Annotated in this window: 19 protein-coding genes and 1 pseudogene; 8 read left to right on the forward strand and 12 right to left on the reverse strand. The window is 73.9% G+C overall.

Annotation, left to right across the window (positions count from 1 at the left end):
* The 3 genes from pdhA to E1211_RS20145 all read left to right on the forward strand — a co-directional run.
* Positions 1–1,019: pyruvate dehydrogenase (acetyl-transferring) E1 component subunit alpha (pdhA, locus tag E1211_RS20135; RefSeq protein WP_132350555.1), on the forward strand; the 1,019-nt coding region annotated here is incomplete at its 5' end.
* The gene (locus E1211_RS20140) at positions 1,016–2,035 is read left to right on the forward strand and encodes an alpha-ketoacid dehydrogenase subunit beta (RefSeq protein ID WP_207915445.1); all 1,020 of its coding nucleotides are present in this window, start codon (positions 1,016–1,018) and stop codon (positions 2,033–2,035) included. The genes pdhA and E1211_RS20140, both read left to right, overlap by 4 nt.
* Positions 2,036–2,191: 156 nt before the next feature.
* Positions 2,192–3,547 (forward strand): dihydrolipoamide acetyltransferase family protein, encoded by a 1,356-nt coding sequence (locus tag E1211_RS20145; RefSeq protein ID WP_132350557.1) that lies wholly within the window; start codon positions 2,192–2,194, stop codon positions 3,545–3,547.
* Positions 3,548–3,666: 119 nt separating this feature from the next.
* Here E1211_RS20145 and E1211_RS20150 read toward each other — a convergent pair whose 3' ends face one another.
* Positions 3,667–5,769 (reverse strand): PQQ-dependent sugar dehydrogenase, encoded by a 2,103-nt coding sequence (locus tag E1211_RS20150; protein WP_132350558.1) that lies wholly within the window; start codon positions 5,767–5,769, stop codon positions 3,667–3,669.
* Between the two features lie 23 nt (positions 5,770–5,792).
* Positions 5,793–6,755: a sugar phosphate isomerase/epimerase gene (locus tag E1211_RS20155; protein WP_132350559.1), complete on the reverse strand. Its 963-nt coding sequence runs from the start codon at positions 6,753–6,755 to the stop codon at positions 5,793–5,795.
* 585 nt (positions 6,756–7,340) lie between these two features.
* Between E1211_RS20155 and E1211_RS20165 the strand changes: the two genes are divergently transcribed.
* Positions 7,341–8,606 (forward strand): Ig-like domain-containing protein, encoded by a 1,266-nt coding sequence (locus E1211_RS20165; protein ID WP_132350561.1) that lies wholly within the window; start codon positions 7,341–7,343, stop codon positions 8,604–8,606.
* 190 nt (positions 8,607–8,796) lie between these two features.
* Here the strand turns inward: E1211_RS20165 and E1211_RS20170 are convergent, their stop codons facing one another.
* On the reverse strand, positions 8,797–9,816 hold the full coding sequence (locus E1211_RS20170; RefSeq protein WP_132350562.1) for an SMP-30/gluconolactonase/LRE family protein: 1,020 nt from the start codon (positions 9,814–9,816) through the stop codon (positions 8,797–8,799).
* Between the two features lie 194 nt (positions 9,817–10,010).
* Here E1211_RS20170 and E1211_RS20175 point away from each other — a divergent pair, with 194 nt between their 5' ends.
* Complete coding sequence (locus E1211_RS20175) at positions 10,011–10,436, forward strand: STAS domain-containing protein (protein WP_132350563.1); 426 nt, start codon at positions 10,011–10,013, stop codon at positions 10,434–10,436.
* A 136-nt stretch (positions 10,437–10,572) separates the two neighbouring features.
* Here E1211_RS20175 and E1211_RS20180 read toward each other — a convergent pair whose 3' ends face one another.
* Together E1211_RS20180 and E1211_RS33735 are read right to left on the reverse strand one after the other, a co-directional pair.
* A complete protein-coding gene (locus E1211_RS20180; RefSeq protein ID WP_132350564.1) occupies positions 10,573–10,962 on the reverse strand; it encodes an FKBP-type peptidyl-prolyl cis-trans isomerase in 390 nt (129 codons plus the stop codon).
* A 167-nt stretch (positions 10,963–11,129) separates the two neighbouring features.
* A complete protein-coding gene (locus tag E1211_RS33735; protein ID WP_256371326.1) occupies positions 11,130–11,258 on the reverse strand; it encodes a hypothetical protein in 129 nt (42 codons plus the stop codon).
* 7 nt (positions 11,259–11,265) lie between these two features.
* Here E1211_RS33735 and E1211_RS20185 point away from each other — a divergent pair, with 7 nt between their 5' ends.
* Positions 11,266–12,186 carry a TerC/Alx family metal homeostasis membrane protein gene (locus E1211_RS20185; RefSeq protein ID WP_243709612.1) on the forward strand — a complete coding sequence of 307 codons (921 nt, stop codon included), beginning with the start codon at positions 11,266–11,268 and terminating at the stop codon, positions 12,184–12,186.
* 127 nt (positions 12,187–12,313) lie between these two features.
* On the opposite strand, the pseudogene E1211_RS20190 reads toward E1211_RS20185, so the two are convergent.
* From E1211_RS20190 to E1211_RS32620, 5 genes and pseudogenes are all read right to left on the reverse strand, one after another.
* Positions 12,314–13,030: pseudogene (locus tag E1211_RS20190) on the reverse strand (helical backbone metal receptor); the annotation flags it as partial.
* 54 nt (positions 13,031–13,084) lie between these two features.
* Complete coding sequence (locus E1211_RS20195; RefSeq protein ID WP_165947300.1) at positions 13,085–13,654, reverse strand: hypothetical protein; 570 nt, start codon at positions 13,652–13,654, stop codon at positions 13,085–13,087.
* A complete protein-coding gene (locus E1211_RS20200; RefSeq protein WP_132350567.1) occupies positions 13,624–14,142 on the reverse strand; it encodes a DUF6286 domain-containing protein in 519 nt (172 codons plus the stop codon). The genes E1211_RS20195 and E1211_RS20200 overlap by 31 nt, the downstream gene beginning before the upstream one ends.
* 27 nt (positions 14,143–14,169) lie before the next feature.
* Positions 14,170–14,505 (reverse strand): Asp23/Gls24 family envelope stress response protein, encoded by a 336-nt coding sequence (locus E1211_RS32615; RefSeq protein ID WP_165947301.1) that lies wholly within the window; start codon positions 14,503–14,505, stop codon positions 14,170–14,172.
* A 17-nt stretch (positions 14,506–14,522) separates the two neighbouring features.
* Positions 14,523–14,711, reverse strand: a complete 189-nt coding sequence (locus tag E1211_RS32620; RefSeq protein WP_165947302.1) for a hypothetical protein — start codon at positions 14,709–14,711, stop codon at positions 14,523–14,525.
* A gap of 200 nt (positions 14,712–14,911) precedes the next feature.
* Here E1211_RS32620 and E1211_RS33010 point away from each other — a divergent pair, with 200 nt between their 5' ends.
* Both E1211_RS33010 and E1211_RS20215 read left to right on the forward strand, forming a co-directional pair.
* Positions 14,912–15,790, forward strand: coding sequence for a hypothetical protein (locus tag E1211_RS33010; RefSeq protein WP_207915444.1), 879 nt, complete (start codon positions 14,912–14,914; stop codon positions 15,788–15,790).
* Positions 15,791–16,099: 309 nt separating this feature from the next.
* Positions 16,100–17,323, forward strand: coding sequence for a hypothetical protein (locus E1211_RS20215; protein ID WP_132350570.1), 1,224 nt, complete (start codon positions 16,100–16,102; stop codon positions 17,321–17,323).
* A 227-nt stretch (positions 17,324–17,550) separates the two neighbouring features.
* Here the strand turns inward: E1211_RS20215 and E1211_RS20220 are convergent, their stop codons facing one another.
* A complete protein-coding gene (locus tag E1211_RS20220; RefSeq protein WP_132350571.1) occupies positions 17,551–17,898 on the reverse strand; it encodes an Lsr2 family protein in 348 nt (115 codons plus the stop codon).
* Between the two features lie 180 nt (positions 17,899–18,078).
* Complete coding sequence (locus tag E1211_RS20225) at positions 18,079–18,720, reverse strand: response regulator (protein WP_132350572.1); 642 nt, start codon at positions 18,718–18,720, stop codon at positions 18,079–18,081.
* Positions 18,721–18,874: the final 154 nt, after the last annotated feature.

The following is an 18,874-nucleotide window of genomic DNA, read 5'->3' on the forward strand; positions in this document are numbered from 1 at the left end:
CCGACTACCCCGAGCCCCCCGCCGACCTCCTCCGGGAGCTCTACCGCCGGATGGTGGTCGGCCGCCGCTTCGACACCCAGGCCACCGCGCTCACCAAGCAGGGCCGGCTCGCCGTCTACCCGTCCTCCCGCGGCCAGGAGGCCTGCCAGGTCGGCGCGACGCTCGCCGTACGCGACACCGACTGGGTCTTCCCGACCTACCGGGAGTCGATGGCGCTCGTCTCGCGCGGGCTCGACCCCGGCGAGGTGCTGACGCTGCTGCGCGGCGACTGGCACTGCGGGTACGACCCGGCCGCCCGGCGCACCGCGCCGCAGTGCACCCCCCTCGCCACGCAGTGCGTGCACGCCGCCGGCCTCGCCTACGGCGAGGCGCACCAGGGCCGCGACACCGTGGCGCTGGCCTTCATCGGCGACGGGGCCACCAGCGAGGGCGACTTCCACGAGGGGATCAACTTCGCGGCCGTCTTCAAGGCGCCGGTGGTCTACTTCGTGCAGAACAACAAGTACGCGATCAGCGTCCCGCTCTCCCGGCAGACCGCCGCGCCGAGCCTCGCCTACAAGGGGGCCGGCTACGGCGTGCCGAGCGAGCAGGTGGACGGGAACGACCCGGTCGCCGTGCTGGCCGTGCTCACCCGCGCGGTGGCGCACGCCCGCGCCGGCAACGGGCCGTTCCTGGTCGAGGCGCACACCTACCGGATGGAGCCGCACACCAACGCCGACGACGCCAACCGCTACCGCGACGGCGCGGAGGTCGACGCATGGCGGGACCGGGACCCGATCGCGCGGCTGGAGAAGTACCTGCGCGACCGGGGCGAGCTGGACGACGCCGGGGTCGCCGCGGTGGCCGCCGAGGCCGAGGCGTACGCGGCGGACGTGCGCGAGCGGATGAACGCGCAGCCCACCGTCGACCCGCTCAGCCTCTTCGACCACGTGTACGCGCAGCCCACGCCGCAGCTGATCGAGCAGCGCGAGCTGGTCCGCGCCGAGCTGGCGGCGGCCGAGCAGGAGGGGGACGCCTGATGGCCACCACCATGGCGAAGGCGCTCAACGCCGCGCTCGCCGACGCGATGGCCGACGACGAGCGGGTGCTCGTCTTCGGCGAGGACGTCGGCCAGCTGGGCGGCGTCTTCCGGATCACCGACGGCCTCCAGGCCCGGTTCGGCGACAAGCGCTGCTTCGACACCCCGCTCGCCGAGGCCGGCATCGTCGGCTTCGCGGTCGGCCTGGCCATGTCCGGGTTGCGGCCGGTCGTCGAGATGCAGTTCGACGCCTTCGCCTACCCGGCCTTCGAGCAGATCGCCTCGCACGTGGCGAAGCTGCGCAACCGCACCCGGGGCGCGCTCAGCGTGCCGATCGTGATCCGGGTGCCGTACGCGGGCGGGATCGGCGGCGTCGAGCACCACAGCGACTCCAGCGAGGCGTACTACGCGCACACCCCGGGGCTCAAGGTGGTCACCCCGGCCACCGTCGACGACGCGTACTCGCTGCTCCGCGAGGCGATCGACGACCCGGATCCGGTCGTGTTCATGGAGCCGAAGAAGCTCTACTTCGCCAGCGCCGAGGCGGAGCTGCCGGCGCGTACCGCGCCGTTCGGCCGCGCCGTCGTGCGCCGCCCCGGCCGGGACGCCACGCTCGTCGCGTACGGGCCCTCGGTGCCGGTCGCGCTGGAGGCCGCCGAGGCCGCCCGCGAGGAGGGCTGGGACCTCGAGGTGGTCGACGTACGCACCATCGTCCCGTTCGACGACGAGACGGTGACCGCCTCGGTGCGCCGCACCGGCCGGTGCGTGGTGATCCAGGAGGCGCAGGGCTTCGCGGGGGTCGGCGCCGAGATCGCCGCCCGGGTGCAGGAGCGCTGCTTCCACGCCCTGCATGCCCCGGTGCTGCGGGTCTCCGGCCTGGACATCCCGTACCCGGCCCCCATGCTGGAGCACACCCACCTGCCCGGCGTGGACCGGGTGCTCGACGCGGTCGCCCGCCTGCAGTGGGACGACCAGCCGGACACGCGCTGGCTCCCCACCCCCGAGGCGGCGGCATGAGCGAGCGGAGCGAGCGAATCGTCGGGCGCAGTGCGGTGGTGCCTCATGCCGCTGCCGACCGGAGGGAGGCAACGGCATGAGCGAGCGGAGCGAGCGAATCGTCGGGCGCAGTGCGGTGGTGCCTCATGCCGCTGCCGACCGGAGGGAGGCAACGGCATGAGCGAGCGGGTCTTTCTCCTGCCCGACCTCGGTGAGGGGCTCAGCGAGGCGGAGATCGTCGAGTGGCGGGTCGCGGTCGGCGACACGGTGACGGTGGACCAGACCGTCGTCGAGGTGGAGACCGCCAAGGCCGTCGTCGACGTGCCCTGCCCGTACGCCGGGCGGGTGGTCGCCCTGCACGGCGCTCCCGGAGAGGTGCGCCCGGTCGGCCAGCCGCTGATCACGATCGCGGCGCCCGACGGCGCGGCGCCCGCACCGGACGGCGCCCCCGAGCCTCCCGGCCACGCCACCTACCGGGAGGAGGAGCGGGCCGGCTCGGGCAACGTCCTGGTCGGCTACGGCACCGGGCACGGACCGGGACGCCGTCGTCGCCGCCCACGGCTCGCCGTCGCCCCGGAGCCCGTCGCCGTCGCGGCCCCGGAGCCGGTCGCCGTCGCGGCCCCGAGTCCGGTGGCCGCGGTCGCGTCCGCGGGTGACGGCGCCCCGCTGGTCATCTCGCCGATCGTCCGGCGGCTGGCCCGCGAGCACGGGGTGGACCTCGCCACCCTGATCGGCAGCGGCCCCGGGGGAGTCGTCCGCCGCGCCGACGTGGAGGCCGCCCGTACGGCGGTCGCGGCCGCACCGAGCGGGCTGCCGCAGCCGGCGGCGGCGCCCGGGGGCGACGACGTGGTCATTCCGCTGACGGGCATCCGCAAGGTGATCGCCGACAAGCTCTCCCGCAGCCGGCGGGAGATCCCCGAGGTGACGATCTGGGTCGACGCGGACGCCACCGCCCTGCTGGAGACACGCGGCGCGATCAACGCCGCCCGCCCGGAACAGCCGGTCAGCATCCTCGCCCTGCTGGCCCGTATCTGCCTCTCCGGCCTGCGCCGGTACCCGCAGCTGAACGCGCGGGTGGACACCGAGGGGCAGCGGATCCTCCAGTCCGCCGGGGTGCACCTGGGCATCGCCGCGCAGACCGATCGGGGTCTCGTCGTCCCGGTGGTACGCGACGCCCAGCGGCTGACCACCGCGGAGCTGGCCGTCGAGCTGGCCGAGACCACGGCCGCCGCCCGGGCGGGCACGCTGGCGCCGGCGCGGCTCACCGGCGGCACCTTCACCTTGAACAACTACGGGGTGTTCGGTGTGGACGGCTCGACTCCGATCATCAACCACCCGGAGGCGGCGCTGCTCGGGGTGGGGCGGATCGTGGACAAGCCGTGGGTGGTCGACGGGCAGCTCGCGGTCCGCAAGGTCGTGCAGATCAGCCTGACCTTCGACCACCGGGTCTGTGACGGCGGGGTCGCGGGGGGCTTCCTGCGCCACGTCGCCGACTGCGTGGAGCAGCCGGCGCTGCTGATCGCGGCCGTCTGACGTACCTCGACGAAGGGCCGGCACCCCGTGGTGCCGCCCTTCGGTCGTGGTGGTCGCGGCGGCGGCCGTGCCGCCGACCGGTGCGGTGGTGGCCCGGCGTGCCGGGCCACCACCGGGGTTCAGCGGGCGCTGCCGCCGGTCGGGGTGAGCACCACCTCGGCGCTGCCCGTCTGCGGCGGCACACCGGGGTCGGTGGGCGCGTCGGTGTACTCGGCCACGAAGACCGCACGCAGGTTGTCTGCGCCACCGTGACCGGGGTCGAGGAAGGTGGTGATGGTGCCGGTGCATCCGGTCGCCGTCGAGAGCGGGTGCCCGTGCTCGTCGTGGCCGAGGATGTACGTCACCTGCACCCGCGAGCAGTCGACCGGCAGGTCGTCGGTCACCCGCACCTCGAAGGTGACGGTCTGACCGAACTCGAAGGGCTGCCCGGCGGTCGGGGTCACGAACTCGACGATCGGCGCTCGCGGCCCGACCAGGAGCGGCAGCGTGGCCGCGGCCGAGCGCCCGGTGCTGTCGGTGACCTTCACCGTCGGGTTGTACTGGCCGTTCGCCTGGTACGTCCAGCTCGGGTTCGGGTCGGTGGAGTCGACCGAGCCGTCGGCGTTGAAGTCCCAGGCGTAGCGCAGCCGGTCACCGTCCGGGTCGACGGTGCCCGCGCTGGAGAAGTTGACCGTCAACGGCGCCTGCCCGGCGGTCGGTTCGGCGCTGATCCGCGGGATCGGCGTGCGGTTGCCGCGGACGAAGTCGATCCGGGAGAGCTGGGCGTCCGGGTTCTCGGCGAAGTACCCGTCGCCGTACTCCAGCACGTAGAGCGCGCCGTCCGGGCCGAACTCCAGGTCCATCGGGTTGTCGACCACCAGCGACGGCGCCACCGGACGGATGTCGCGCACCTCGCCACGGCTGTCGAGGCGGAACTCCTTGATGTAGTCCCGGGTCCACTCGTAGAACAGCGGCACGCCGTCGTAGTAGGCGGGCCACTTGGTCCGCGACGTGTTCCGCCCGTCGTAGTCGTACGCCGGGCCGCCCATCGGGCCGATGCCGCCGGTGCCGAGCTGCGGGAACTCGCCGGAGGCCGCGGACGGGTACCACACCTGCGGGGCCTCCACCGGCGGCAGGCGGCGCTGCCCGGTGTTGTGCGGCGAGTCGTTGACGAGCCGCTCGCAGTTGAACGTCTTGCCCGGGGTGTTGGTCGCGAAGTCGTAGTCGCGGTAGGGCAGGTCCGGGGTGGCGCAGTACGGCCAGCCGTAGTTGGCCGGCTTGTCGACGACCATCCAGCGGCCGTGCCCCGCCGGCCCGCGGTCCGGGTTCGACGAGCCGGCGTCGGGGGAGTAGTCGGCCAGGTAGACGTCGTCGGTACGGCGGTCGACGGCGAACCGGAACGGGTTGCGCAGCCCCATCGCGTAGATCTCCGGACGGGTCTTCGCGGTGCCCGGCTTGAACAGGTTGCCCGCCGGCACCGTGTAGCCGCCACCCGGCTTCACCTTGATCCGCAGCAGCTTGCCCCGCAGGTCGTTCGTGTTGCCCGAGGTGCGCTGCGCGTCGAACGCGGGATTGCGGTCGGCCCGCTCGTCGATCGGGGTGTAGCCGTCGGAGAAGAACGGGTTGGTGTCGTCGCCGGTGGAGAGGTAGAGGTTGCCCTTGCTGTCGAACTCGATCTGGCCGCCGACGTGGCAGCAGATGCCCCGGTCGACCGGTACGTCGATGATCTTCTGCTCGGTGGCGAGGTTGAGCTTCATCCCCTCCAGCTTGAACCGGGACAGCCGCAGCGCGCCGCGGAACCGCTGCCAGTCCTGCTCGGTGCCGACGAACGGCGCGTCACCCTCGTTGACGTCCGGCGTGCTCGGGTCGTCGGTCGGCGTGTCGCCGGGCGGGGAGTAGTAGAGGTAGACCCACTTGTTGCGGGCGAAGTCCGGGTCGATGGCGATGCCCTGCAGGCCCTCCTCGTCGTGCTCGTACACCGGGATGTCGGCGGCGAGGGTGTTCAGGCCGGTACGCGGGTCGTGGATGCGGACCTCGCCGGTGCGCGCGGTGTGCAGCACCCGCAGGTCGGGCAGGACGGCGAGGCTCACCGGCTCGCCCGGGAAGTCGTTGAGCGTCACCTTCTGGAAGCTGGAGTCCGGCGGCGGGGCGGGTGCGGGCGCGGCGGCCGACGGCGCCGCCGGTGCGGCGAGGCCGGCGGTGACCAGCGCCAGGGCGGACAGGATGGCGGTCCTTCTCTTCACGGTGGTTTCCCCCGGGGTCGTGGTCAGTAACGAAGTGACGCGAGGTAGTCGAAGCCGACGCGGGCGGTCTCCAGGGCGTCGGCGGGGGCGCGCGGCGGGGTGCCGGCGTCGTCGCGCTCCACGATGTACTCCTCGATGCCGGCTTCCCGCTCGTGCGCGAAGATCCGGCCGAAGTCGATGAGGCCGTCGCCGAGGTCGGCGAAGCTCGCCTCGGTGTCCATGTCCTTGACGTGGACCTGGCGGATCCGGCCCCGGTGGGCGCGGATCAGGTCGATCGGGTCCTGCGCGCCTCGCCACGCCCAGAAGAGGTCCAGTTCGAAGTGGACGAGCCGCGGGTCGGTCTCGCCGGTGAGGATGGCGAATCCGGTTCCGCCGCCGGTCAGCGGAACGAACTCGAGCTGGTGGTTGTGGTAGCCGAACTCCAGGCCGGCGCGTTCGGCCATCCGGCCGGCGCGGTTGAGGTCGCGCGCGAGCGCCCGGTAGACCTGCGGGTCGCGGATCGGCCGGCCCGCTGAGTCCAGCCCGAACCACGGGTGCACGATCTTCCGGCAGCCGACCGTGTTCGCGTCGGCGAGGGCGCGCTCCCAGGTGTCGGCGTCGAAGGGCTGCGGAATGCCGGTGTGGCCCGAGGTCGCCCGCAGGCCCGCCTCGTCGAGGGCGGCGCGGAACTCGGCCGCCGTCCGGCCGACGAAACCGGCGTGCTCGACCCGCCGGTAGCCGATCCGGCGCAGCGCGCCGAGCGTGCCGGGCAGGTCGGCGGCCAACTGGTCGCGCAGGGTGTAGAGCTGGATGCTGATCCGGTCGACCGGCACCCGTCGCCGGCCACCGCCGTGGCCCGAGCCGCCGGAGGCCGACGCCGCCGAGGCGCCGAGGAGGCCGACGGCGCCGACCGCGGCGGCGGAGACGGTCGCCGCGCGGAGCAGCCCGCGTCGGGTGACCGGATCGGCGGAACCCGGCGGCTCCGCCGGCCGTTTGCTCTGCTCCATGGTGGTGTCCCTCCCTGCCGGACGCCACTCATCCGGCGGTCGTGGGTCGACCGGCCGCCGTTTCCGGGCACGCCGGACCGGCCGGAGTGGGTCCGGCGGACGTGGCGGTCGGCGCACGGGTGGAGACGAGCCCACGCGGGGCGCGCCACTGTCGGCGGGGCGGGCAGCGGATCGACCTATGGGCAACTGTCTATCTGGCCCGTCACCGTACCCTTGCCGACGGTCGAAGGCAAAGGTTCTGCGGGGAACGCCGAACTTTCGCTGTGGCCGACAAAAGTTGCCCGAGGCTCGGGTCCTCTCGGCTCGGGGCCGGGTGGAGGGCCGACCCGATCGGGTGAGGTGGTCGAATCCGGTCGGCACGGCGCGCCGCGGTGTGGACGGGACGGCACCGCCGCATCGTGGTGCCGGGGGTTGCTACCCGCCGTCGGGTCCGATTGGCCTCCGCCGCCGACCATCCGTCGCTTTCGGTACAGCTCGGCGAAATGCGGCAGATAATTGTCGCGCCCTTATTTCGTGAATTGCGGGGGAACTCGTACCGACGCGGAGAGAATGTGCGTACGGAAGCGGAAAACGGGGGGACGCATCATGAGATTGAGGCGGCGTTTGACGCTGTTGACAGTGGCCGTGGCGGCCACTCCACTGATCCTGGTCGGCTGCACCGCGGACTCGAAGACCGACGACCGGCAGGGGGGCAAGCGCGCCGCGCCGCCGGAGCTCACCGTGACGCCCGGCGACCGGGCGAAGGACGTACCGATCAGCGCCGAGGTCGGGACCAGGGTGGCGGGTGGTCGGGTGACCGGGGTCCGGATCACCGACGACAAGGGCAAGGAGATCAAGGCGGAGCCCCGCGAGGACGGCTCCGCCTGGGTGCCGAGCACGACTCTGGAGCCGAAGCGGACGTACACCGCCGAGGTGACCGCGACCGGCGACTCCGGTAAGACGACGACACGCAAGACGACTTTCACCACGATGCCGAAATCGACCAAACCGGCGGTGACCAGCGAACTCTATTTCGCCGACAAACAGACGTACGGCACCGCCATGCCGGTGACCGTCGCCTTCGACCCGCCCATTCCGAAAGAGGCCAGGGCGGATGTCCAGCGCCGTTTGTTCGTGAAGACGGACCCGCCGCAGCCGGGCGCCTGGTCGTGGGTCGACGACGGTAGCCAGGTCTTCTACCGGGCCCCCGACTTCTGGCGGCCGGGCACGACCATCACCGCCCGGTCCGCCCTGGAGGGGCTGCCGATCGGCAAGGACATGGTCGGCGACGTCGACCGGAAGTCGACCTCGAAGATCGGCCGGCAGGTCTCGCTGGAGATCGACAACGCCACGAAGCAGATGTCGGTGCTGCGGGACGGCAAGGTGATCCGCAAGATCCCGGTCAGCCTCGGCAAGCCCAGCACGCCGACGTCCAGCGGCAAGATGGTGATCATGGAGAAGCACCAGTTCACCACCTTCGACACGACGGGTTCGGCCGACCCGTACGTGGTGGACGTGGAGGACGCGCAGCGGCTCACCTGGGGCGGAGAGTTCATCCACGGCGCCCCGTGGTCCGAGGGGGACCAGGGCAGCACCAACGTCTCGCACGGCTGCACCAACGTCTCGGCGTCCGCCGCGGACTGGCTGATGAACCTCACCCAGGTCGGTGACCTGGTCACCGTCAAGGGCACCGAGGTGGAGCTGCAGAACGGCAACGGCTGGACCGCGTGGAACGTCAGCTGGGACGAGTTCGTCAAGGGCAGCGCGCTGCCGGTGCCGAGCGGGCTGGGGCCCGCGCCGAGTCACCCGGCGCACCCGGGCGCGGTCGCCGGCGGTTCGCCGGCCCCGCATCCCTCGGTGACGGGCGGCTGACCGCCGTACGGCACCCCGGGTCGGCCCGCCGTCGCGCGGGCCGCCCCCGTTCGGTCCGCCGGCTCGGTGGCCCGACGTGTCGGGCGAGCCGTTCTCGGCCCGGCCCGACCCGGGCTTGATCGTCTCGAACTCCATGAACTCGGGGTGTCCCGTCGCGCGGAGACCCCGACTTCATGGATGGCGAGTCGATTCAGGTCAGCCGGACGCGGGCGACGCCCGGACCGATCAGGCTGCCCAGCCAGAGCACGTCACCCTGCTGGCGTACCCCCGTGATCATCCAGTAGTCGCCGCGTGGGCCGTGCAGCGTACGGAGGACGGCACCCTCGCCGTCGACCAGCGCGACCAGGCCGTAGCGTCGGGGCTGGGGCTGCATGACGTCGGGGAGCAACGCGGCGAGCTGGCGCAGCCGCGGGTGCGGCAGCAGCCGTTCGGCCACCGCCACCCGCGGGCTGGGCAGTGCGATCCAGTAGGTGCCGTCGCCCACCGCCGAGAGATTGTCCGGGTACGCGGGCAGGTCGGCCAGGACGCGGACCGCGCCGCCGGGCAGGTCGACGCGGAGCAGCCGGTGCGTGGTCGTCTCCACCAGCATCAGCGCGGACTCGTCCGGGGTCAGCGCGACACCGTTCGGGAAGTAGAGGCCCTCGGTCACCACCTCGGCGCGATGGACGCCGGGCCGGTACGCGAGCACCCGGCCGTTCGGCCGGTGTTCCAGCAGGTCCCGCTTCCAGTGCGAGACGGGGAAGCGGTCCGAGCTGTCGGTGAAGTAGATGGTGCCGTCCCGCGCCACCGCGGCGTTGTTCGCCAGGTGCACCGGCGGCGCGGTGCCGGTCAGCTCGTGCACCGAGCCGTCCGGGGTGACCCGGAGCAGCCCCCGGTAGGCGTCGCAGACCACCAGCCCGCCGCCGGTCGGGTCGAGTTCGATCCCGAGCGGCCGGCCACCGGTCTCGGCCAGCAGCCGTGGTGCGGTGCCGGGCGCCGCGTCGGCCGGCCACCACCAGAGCCGGCCGTCCTCGTCGCCGCTGACGACCCGGCCGTCCAGGTCGACGACCACGTCCTCGGGGCCGGCCGCGCCGTCCGGCAGCGGCAGCAGCTCGACCGAGTCGAGCCGTCGGTCGGTGGCGGCCCACCGGCCGCTGAGCGGGGGCGGGACGGTGGCCTGCTCACGGACCGGCCGGATCAGCCGGGGAGGCCGGGGACGGGGGACGCTCATCCGCCCATTCTCACCCGCCGATGTCCGGACGGGCCGTCACCGGGCCGTGCCGGACCGGCGGGCGGGTCGGCCGCCGGCCCCGGTCTTCGGCCCGGAGAGGGATCAGGGTCGGGTCGGGGTACGACCCTGGGCGTACCCGGAATCACTCCTGCGCAGGGGCCGGACTGTCGGGGGTCGAGACTAGATTGGACAGCATGGGAGAGCAGCTCAGCGACCGTTTCCGCGTGCAGGTGAGCGTGGGCGACGAGGGCGTGGATGTGCGCGCGGTCGGCGAGATCGACATCGCCACCGTGGGGGTGCTCCGCTCGGCGCTCTGGGCCGCGCCGTCGCGGCCGGTGCTGCGGGTCGATCTGTCCGGCGTCCGGCTGCTCTCCGCGGTGGGGGTGCGGGCGCTGGCCGCCGCGCACCTGCGCGCGCGTGCGCAGGGCGGCGAGCTGGTGCTGGTCGATCCGGCGCCGGTGGTGGCCCGGGTGCTGCGGGTCACCGGGCTGCACCGGGTCGTCCCGGTCGTCCACTCGTCGGGGCCGGTGGTGAATCCACCGGCCCCCGCACAGCCGGCCGCGCCGGTGTCGGCGATGCGGCACGTGCCCGCCGCGCAGCCGGTGCTGGTGGCGGCCTGACCGCACCGGCCGGGCCGGGCGGAGTCGCGCCACCGCCCGCCACCGACCGCGGCGGCCGCCGGGCGGCGGAGCGCCCTCCGGACCGGTCCCGAGAGCGCGGGGCCGCCGACGTCGCGCCGGCGGCCCCGGTGGATGCTCAGCGCACGCCGAGCAGGTCCACCACGAAGATCAGGGTCTCGCCGGGACGGATGGCGCCGGCGGCGCCCCGGTCCCCGTAGCCCAGGTGCGGCGGGATGACCAGCCGGCGGCGGCCGCCGACGCGCATGCCGACCACGCCCCGGTCCCAACCGGCGATGACCTGTCCGCCGCCGAGCGGGAACTCGAAGGGCTCGCCCCGGTTCCAGGACGCGTCGAACTCGCGCCCGGTCGAGTGTCCGACGCCGACGTAGTGCACGGTGGCCAGCTGCCCCGGCTGGGCCTCCGGACCGTCACCGACCGTCAGGTCCTCGATCACGAGGTCGGCGGGGGGCGCGCCCTCGATCGGGGCGACGTCGGGCTTGCCCGCGCGGGCACCTGGCTGGTTCATCGGGAAAACTCCTGCCGTGTTGGGTGATGTGGCCCGGTCAGCTCCGATCCTGCCGGATAGCGGCAGGCCGATGTGCGGCAGCCCGCCGAGGCGACCGTCGCGGCCCGATCCTGGCGGAGCGCTCCCGCCGCCCGTGCCGCTGGCCTAGGCTCGGAGTCGCCCCCGCCTCAGGTCCGTCGTCGTCGCGCGGCGAGCAACGGGAAGTGACCGTGGAAGCGGTCGATGCGGAGGGCGCCGGTGGGCGACGCGACGTTTCCGGCGCCGTTCTGGGCCTGGGCCGCGGTCAGTGTCGTCATCGCGGTCATGCTCGCGGTCGACCTGCTCTCGCATCGGGACAACCACGTCATCGAGCTGCGCGAGGCGTTGGTCTGGAGCGCCGTCTGGATCGGCGCGGGTCTCCTCTTCGGTCTCGTCATCTGGTTCTGGCGCGGCGGCGAGCCGGCGGTCGCGTACTACTCCGGCTACCTGTTGGAGAAGGCGCTGTCGGTGGACAACGTCTTCGTCTTCGCGCTGCTCTTCGGCTACTTCCGGGTACCCGCCGCCTTCCAGCACAAGGTGCTGTTCTGGGGAGTGGTCGGGGCGTTGGTGTTCCGGCTGGCCTTCATCATCGCCGGAGCCGAACTGCTGCAGCGGCTCGCCTGGGCCGGCGTGGTGCTCGGCGCGTTCCTGATCTGGACCGGCTGGCGGCTGGCCGTGCGCGGCGAGCCCGACGTCGACCCGGAGCGCAACCGGGTGGTCCGGCTGTTCCGCCGGCTGGTCCCGACCGAGCCGGGCTACCACGGCGACCGGTTCACGGTACGGGTCGGCGGCCGTCGCCGGGCCACCCTGCTGCTGGTGTCACTTGTCGCGATCGAGGCCACCGACGTGGTCTTCGCGATCGACTCGGTGGCCGCGATCCTCGCCATCACCACCAACACGTTCCTCGTCTGGACGGCCAACGCCTTCGCCGTACTGGGGCTGCGCAGCCTCTACTTCTGCCTCGCCGGGCTGCTGCGGCACTTCGGCTACCTGCGGTACGGGCTGGCCCTCCTGCTGGCCTTCGCCGGGCTGAAGCTGATCCTCGCCGAGACCCCGGTGGGGAAGCTGCCGATCTGGCTCACCTTCACGGTGGTGGTGCTGACCCTCTCCGTGTCGATCGGCTGGAGCGCGCTCTCCGTCCGGCGGGGGCGCAGCCGGGCCCGGGACCGCTCGGCGGGCCGGCGGGGCGAGGGCGGAGAGCCCTGACGCCGCTCCGCAGGGCGGAGAGCCCTGACGCCGCTCCGGCCGGGGGCGGGCGCGGTCCGGTCCGCCGGCGGCAGCGGCGCGGGGCCGGTGGAGGCGTGTGGTCGCCGGGCCGGGTCAGGGGCGCCGCGGAGACCGGGCGGGCCAGCTGCGCGGCGAGCACCGCGGGCGCCTCGGCCAGCGACGGGCCGTACCAGGTCAGGTGGCGGCCGGAGAGCAGGGCGCACGGCGTTCCCGGGAAGGCCTCCGGGCCGTCCTCGGCGGTGAACCGGTACGGCTCGTCGGGGAGCACCACGAGGTCCGGGTCGACGTCGCGCAGCTCGGCGAGGGGCGGACGGGGGTAGCGCTCGGGGTGCCCCTCGTAGGCGTTCAGCACGCCGAGCCGGCGCAGCACGTCGCCGGCGAACGTGCCGGATCCGAGAACCACCCAGGGCCGACGCCAGACCGGCACCACGGCGCGGCGGGATGGCGACAACCGTGGTGGGTCCGCCCAGGCGAGGCGGGCGGCGTCGAGCCACGCCGGTTCCCGCGTCGCGCCGAGCGCGGCGAGCAGGCCGGCCAGCTCGGTGAGCGCCTCCGGGACGGTACGTGGATAGGTGACGCGCACCGGCACTCCCGCCGCGACCAGCGCGTCGGCGTCCTCGCGGCGGTTCTCCTCGACGTTGAGCAGCACGAGGTCCGGATCCAACGCGAGCACCCGCGCCAGGTCGGGGTACTTGCTGCCGCCCACCCGCGGCACGTCCAGTCCGGCCGGGTGGCTGCACCAGTCGGTGGCGCCGACGAGCACGCCGGGAAGGGTGACCGCCACCGCCTCGGTCAGCGACGGTACGAGAGACACGACCCGCACGTACTCCACCCCCAGGTCTCGACGGCCGCCGCCGAACCGGCGCCGGTGGGTCGATCATGCCGGTCCGGCGTCGACCAGCGCGGTCACGTCGAGGTGGGCGGGACGGCAGTCGGCGGTGTCGACATAGCGGCGCAGCGCGACGTTCACGTGTTCGCGCAGGCCGGCGGTGCGCGCCCCGGCCACGATCTCCAGGCGGAGCCACAGGTCGGGGCGGTGCGGGTCGCCGGTGACCACCACCCGTGCCCGCCGGATCCGCGGATCGCCGGTCAGGTCGCGCTCCAGCGCGCGGGCGAGCGCCCCGGCGGCCAGCCGGGTCCGGCCGCGCCGGCCGGGATGGACGAGGGTGCCACGTCGCCCCTCGGCGACCCCGCGCAGCTCCCGGTGGAGCAGCCACAGACCGCTCGTGGCGGCGAGCAGCCCGGCGGCCGCCGCGGCCAGCGGGGCCCACGGCGTGACGAGCCGCCACGAGCGGCGCAGCCCCGCACCGAGCAGCACGCCGGAGGGGTCCCCGATGCTCTGCGCCAGCACGAGACCGCCCAGCGCGACCAGCAGCAGCGCCACGACGGTCCAGAGCACCCGGTGGGCGGCGTGGGTCACGCCGCCCGCCGCCCGGACGGCAGCCACACCTCGATCGGGCCCGGTCGGGGCGTGGCCAGCCGGTGCAGCTCCTGCCGCACGGCGAACTCGACCTCGTCGCGGGTCGCCGGGTCGCCGGTGACCACCACCCGAGGCCGCCACTGCGCGCCGTGCCGTCGTACCCGCACCCGTGCCCGCCGTACGCCCGGCACGGAACCGGCGGCCACGGCCAGCCGCCGCTCCAGGCAGCGGCGGTGCAGGTGCCAGCCGTCCCCGGCGTCGAGCCGGAGCGGTCTCCACCGCCGGAGTTCGGCGAGGAGGAGGCCGAGCCCGAGCAGGAGAGCGCCGCCCGCCGCCGCCCGGACCGCCCAGTCGTCCCACCGGGTCTTCCCGAGGATCGCGGCCCAGCCCGCCAGGTCGACGAGGAGCGCCGGCCGGCCGGCCGCGGCGAGCAGCGCCTCCACGGCCAGCAGCACGCCGCCGACGAGCAGGACGACGGCGAGCAGCAGCGTGGCCAGCCGGTTGGCGGTGCGCATCTCAGCTCCCGGCGGCGGTCCGGCCGGTCACGTCGGCGCCGGCACGTCGACGCCCGGTACGACGACGTCCTCCACCGTGACGGTCACCTCCCGTACGGTCAGCCCGGTCGAGGACCTCACCTGGTCGATCACCGCGTCCCGGATGGCGTCGGCGACGGTCAGCACGCTGCGGCCGTACCAGGTGACGACGTCCACGTCGACGCTCACCGCCCGGTCGTCGAGGCGGACCGTCACGCCGTACGGCCGCGCCGGCACGGAGACCAGGCTGTGCACGCCGGGCGCCTGTCGGGCGGCCTGCGCGCTGAGCCGCGCGACGGCGTCCGGGGTGACCCGGGTGGCGCCCCGGTCGATCGGGTCGGTCATCGGTGCCTCCCTGTCGGTCAGCGCCGCCGCGCGACCCGGTCGCCGAGTCCGGTCGCCGCGACGTCGCCGCCCAGGATCCGGACCGAGAGCCAACCGACCAGGCCCGCCAGCAGGGCGAGGCCGGCCGTGGCCGCGCCGGCCGACGCCCCGGCGGCCACCACCAGTAGGAGGCCGGCGAGAACGCCGAACCGCTGTCGTGATGACATGGGACCTCCCGGGCCGGCGCGCTACCGGCGTGCAGGTGGATACACGCTCGCCGCGCGTCGGAACGTGGCGGCTCTGTGATCTACGCCACATTCGCTGCCTTCGTCGGTGGTCGGCCCGGACCGACCGCACCGGCGACGCGGCTCCCATGATCCACCCCTAGACTCGGTCGGTCGACCGATCGGCGGATGGATTCAGGCGGATGACGATCACCGGCAGTGACGAGGACAGGCTGCTGCGGACGCTGCCCGTGGCGGGCGGGCGGACCCCGGTGCTGCACCGGGCGGGTCACCAGGTGCATCCCGCACACCGCCTCGGCGAGCTGGTGCCGGGGCGCCCGCCGGGCATCACCGGGCACCAGTGGAGCACGGCCAGCCGCGAGGGGTACGACCTCGTCGTCTGCGCCGCCGACACCGGTCGGGTGCGCGCCGCGGTGGAGATCGGCCCCGCCGCGCCCGCGGGGTCGCCGGCACAGCGGGTCGAGCGGATGAAGGCCACCGTCGCCGCGGCGGCCGGCCTGCCGGTGCTGCGTGTCGAGTCGCCCACCCTGCGCCCCGCGGACCACGGTCGTCGCCTGGTGGAGTACGTCCTCGACGCGCGGGGCTACGCCGCGGCGACCGCGGCCGACCCGGAGGGGCCCGCGCCGATCGGCTTCCGCGAGATCCTCGGTCGGCTCCCCGACGGGCGTACCGGGTACGTCAACGACCTGGGCGCGCTGGCCCGGGCGGCGGCGGTGGAGGCGTACGTCTCCCGCCGGCTGGTCGATCCGCTCGTGCGCGGGCTGCACGTACGGTGGGCCGACGGTCCGGCGGAGGGATGGAGCTGGGTGGAGGTGCGCCCCGACCGCTGCCTGGTGGAGCGGGTGACGGTCCGGGAGCACCGCTTCTCCTGCGGGATCGACCCGGCGTGGCTCGCCGAGGACCTGGCCGCGGTCGCGATCGGCGAGCGGCTACGCGACCTGGACGGTGCCGCGCCGCGACTCGTCAGCCGGGACGCCCTGCGCGCCGAGATCGTCGCGTTGCAGGCCCGCCGCGACGATCTGGTCGGCGGTTTCGCGTTCGACCACCTCCTCGCGGAGTGACTCCTGCCGAGTGTTCTCGGCCGCCCGTCCTCACTGACCAGCGAATCCTGCTCCGCGCCACCGCTCCCCGCCGCGGCCCGAACAATTTTCTGGCGGCTCGTTGAACCCTCGCCGCAGGCGTTCCGTACCTCAGCGGGAATGGAGAAGATCTCCCCCTCCACGGCACCTGAGGCGGGAGACGGTACGGAAATGGCATCGTCGACCGTCGACGTGTGACGCCGCGCCACGGCTGCCGCAGTCGTGGCGTGCGCGCAATTCCGGCGGTCGCTGAGGGCACGGATCCACCGGATCGCGAAGGAGAGCAATTCGATGCGCAGGTCCACACGGGCGCGCCGGTCGTCCGGTAACACGCGAGGCAGGCGTCTGCTGGCCGTGGTCGGTACGCTCGCGGTCTTCGGCGGGATCGTCGCCGTGACCCAGATCTCGTCGGCCGAGGACCGCCGGTCCGGCAATTCCCGGCCGGCAGCGGGAGCCTGCGTGCAACCGAGCGCCGGCGCGACGCCGCCGGCCGGCCGCGACTCGACCAGCCGGACCTGGCAGGACGGTCGGTGGGTGCGTAACCACTGGGGCGACGGGCAGCAGTGCCAGCCGGGTACCGGCGGGGGCAGCGGCTCCGGAGGCTCCGCGATCGCCTGTCCGGACGTCGCCGGTGAGCTGCCGGAGGTGCCGCGCCGGGCCCGGGCCGAGGTGGAGCGCAACCTCGGCCAGTTGCAGGCGCAGGTCACCCAGGCCGACCGGCGGCTGACGGCCGAGGGCGGGCGGGGCGAGCAGTTCGTCCGTGACTCGATCCTGCGGCCGCTGGCGACCCAGCGTCGCGCCACCCTGGCCCGGATCACCACCGCCATCGACCGCTTCGGGCCGCGCCCGCAGAACCTGGCCCGGCTGGCCGAGTGCCAGGTCGCGCCGGTGGGCGACGGCGGGACCGACGACGGCGGCGGCCCCGGCGGGCCGGGCACCGGTGCGCCCAGTACCGGCGCGCCCGGCTCCGGCCTGGACGTGCTCGCGAACAACTGCGACGAGAGCCGGCTGCAGGCGCACGACGGTTTCCAGAACGGCAACCGCTGCGTCAGCACCGCGTTCGGCGAGGTCGGCGCCGCCGCCAACAACCCGTCGCTGCTGATCACCGACTTCCCGCAGGAGATCGGGCCCAACCAGCCCTTCACGTTGCGGGTCAGCACCCGGAACCTGGTCCGGGACCGTTTCCTCCCCGCCGGTCAGGGCGGCTACTACGTGGAGAGCTCCCTGCTGAACGAGCAGGGGCTGGTGCGCGGCCACTTCCACACGGCCTGCCGGATGCTGGACAGCCTCGACGCTCCGCCGGCGCCGCAGGAGGTGCCCGCCTTCTTCGTGGCCACCGAGGACGGCGGGGGTGGCGCGGAGCCGGACGAGGTGACCATCCAGGTGCCCGGCCTGCCGGAATCCGGCGTCGCCCAGTGCGCGGTGTGGGCCGGCGACGGGTCGCACCGGCTGCCGATGATGGAGCGGGCCAACCAGACTCCCGCCTTCGACGTGGTGCGCATCCAGGTCGGCTGAGCCCGGACCGGCGTGGCCGGGCCACCCGGGGCGGTTCGGCCCCGGGTGGCCCGGCCGGCTTCCGTCGGCCGTGGTGGACGCGGGGCTCACGGCCCGGCCACACCGGCTGCTGTGCCGGATTTCCCGCGGCCCCGCCGAACGGGTCCGGCCGGCCCGGGCGGGCCGGCCGGATGGTGCCGTGCTGTCGCCCCGCCGCGACGAATCGTCACGCGCCGCCGCGGACAGGATCAGCGGTTCTTGTACGCCTCGGAGACCTCGACCGGGATCCGGCCCCGCTCGGAGATCCGGTAACCGTTCTTGGCGGCCCATTCCCGGATGGCGCGGTTCTGCTCCCGGTCCATTCCGGCGCCGCCGATCCGGGCTGCCCGCCGCGCGCCACGGGGGCTCTCCACGTTGCCGCGCCCGATACGCCGACCGGCGGAGATGTAAGGATCGAGTGCCTTGCGCAGTACGCCGGCGTTCTCGTCGGAGACGTCGATGGTGTAGGCGACGCCGTCGAGGCTGAACTCGACAGTCCGGTCGGCCTTTCCACCGTCGAGGTCGTCGGTCAGCACCGTGATTACTTTTCTGGCCATCGCCGATTACTCCCTGTCTGGGGCGGGGTGTGGTGCAAAGTTTGACGCACGATCCCGGTAAACCGCAAGAATACGGTCGTTTCATTTCGGCGGGTCGTGTTTTCGCGCCATCAATAGTGTGCCTGACGGCGTAATCGGTCCCGCCGCGAGATCGGGTGGGCCGTCGGAATCGGTCTGCCCTCAATCGCCGAGCAGACCCACCTGTCCGGCGAGGGCGGCGGCCTCGGCGCGGCTGGAGACCCGTAGTTTCCGCAGCAGGGCCGCGATCATCCGCTTCACGGTCCGTTCCGACACGTGCAGATCCTCGGCGATCTCCACGGTGCTCCGGCCGCCCGCGACGGCGCGCAGGAGCCGGCGCTCCTCGGTGTCCAGGTCGACCGCCGAGCTCCGGGACGGTCGCAGCAGCGCGCGCAGCAACTCCGACGGGAGCACCGCCCAGCCGTCGAGGATCGCCAGCAACGGTGGCAACAGCTCCTCGGGCTCGCTGCTCTTCGGCAGGAACCCCTCGGCGCCGGCGCGCAGCGCCTCCAGGGCGAGGGCGGCGTCGTCTCCGCCGGACATCGCCACGACCCGCACCCGGGGCGCGGTCCGCCGGATCGCGGCCACCGCGCGTACGCCGCCGGGCGGCGGCATGTGCAGGTCCACCAGGGCCAGGTCCGGCTGGCAGCGGCTCGCCAGCGAGGCGGCCGCCGAGGCGTCGCCGGTCGAACCCACCACCTCGGTCCGCTTCGCGGTCGTGGCGGGCAGGAGCAGTTCCAGCCCGCGTACGAAGAGCGGGTGGTCGTCGACGACGACGATCCGAATGGTGGGCACGTCGGGCATGTCTGGTCCGTTCCCCAGCGGGTACCGATCATGCGGGTACGCACCGGTACGAGGGGAGCGGGCGGATGCGCGGACGATACGGGTTGCCGGGGCTGCTGCGAGGTTTTCGGCGGATCGAGCCGGCCGGGGCGGACGGTGACCCTCCCCGCCGCCC

This window comes from Micromonospora sp. 15K316, assembly GCF_004348525.1.
Classification (GTDB): domain Bacteria; phylum Actinomycetota; class Actinomycetes; order Mycobacteriales; family Micromonosporaceae; genus Micromonospora.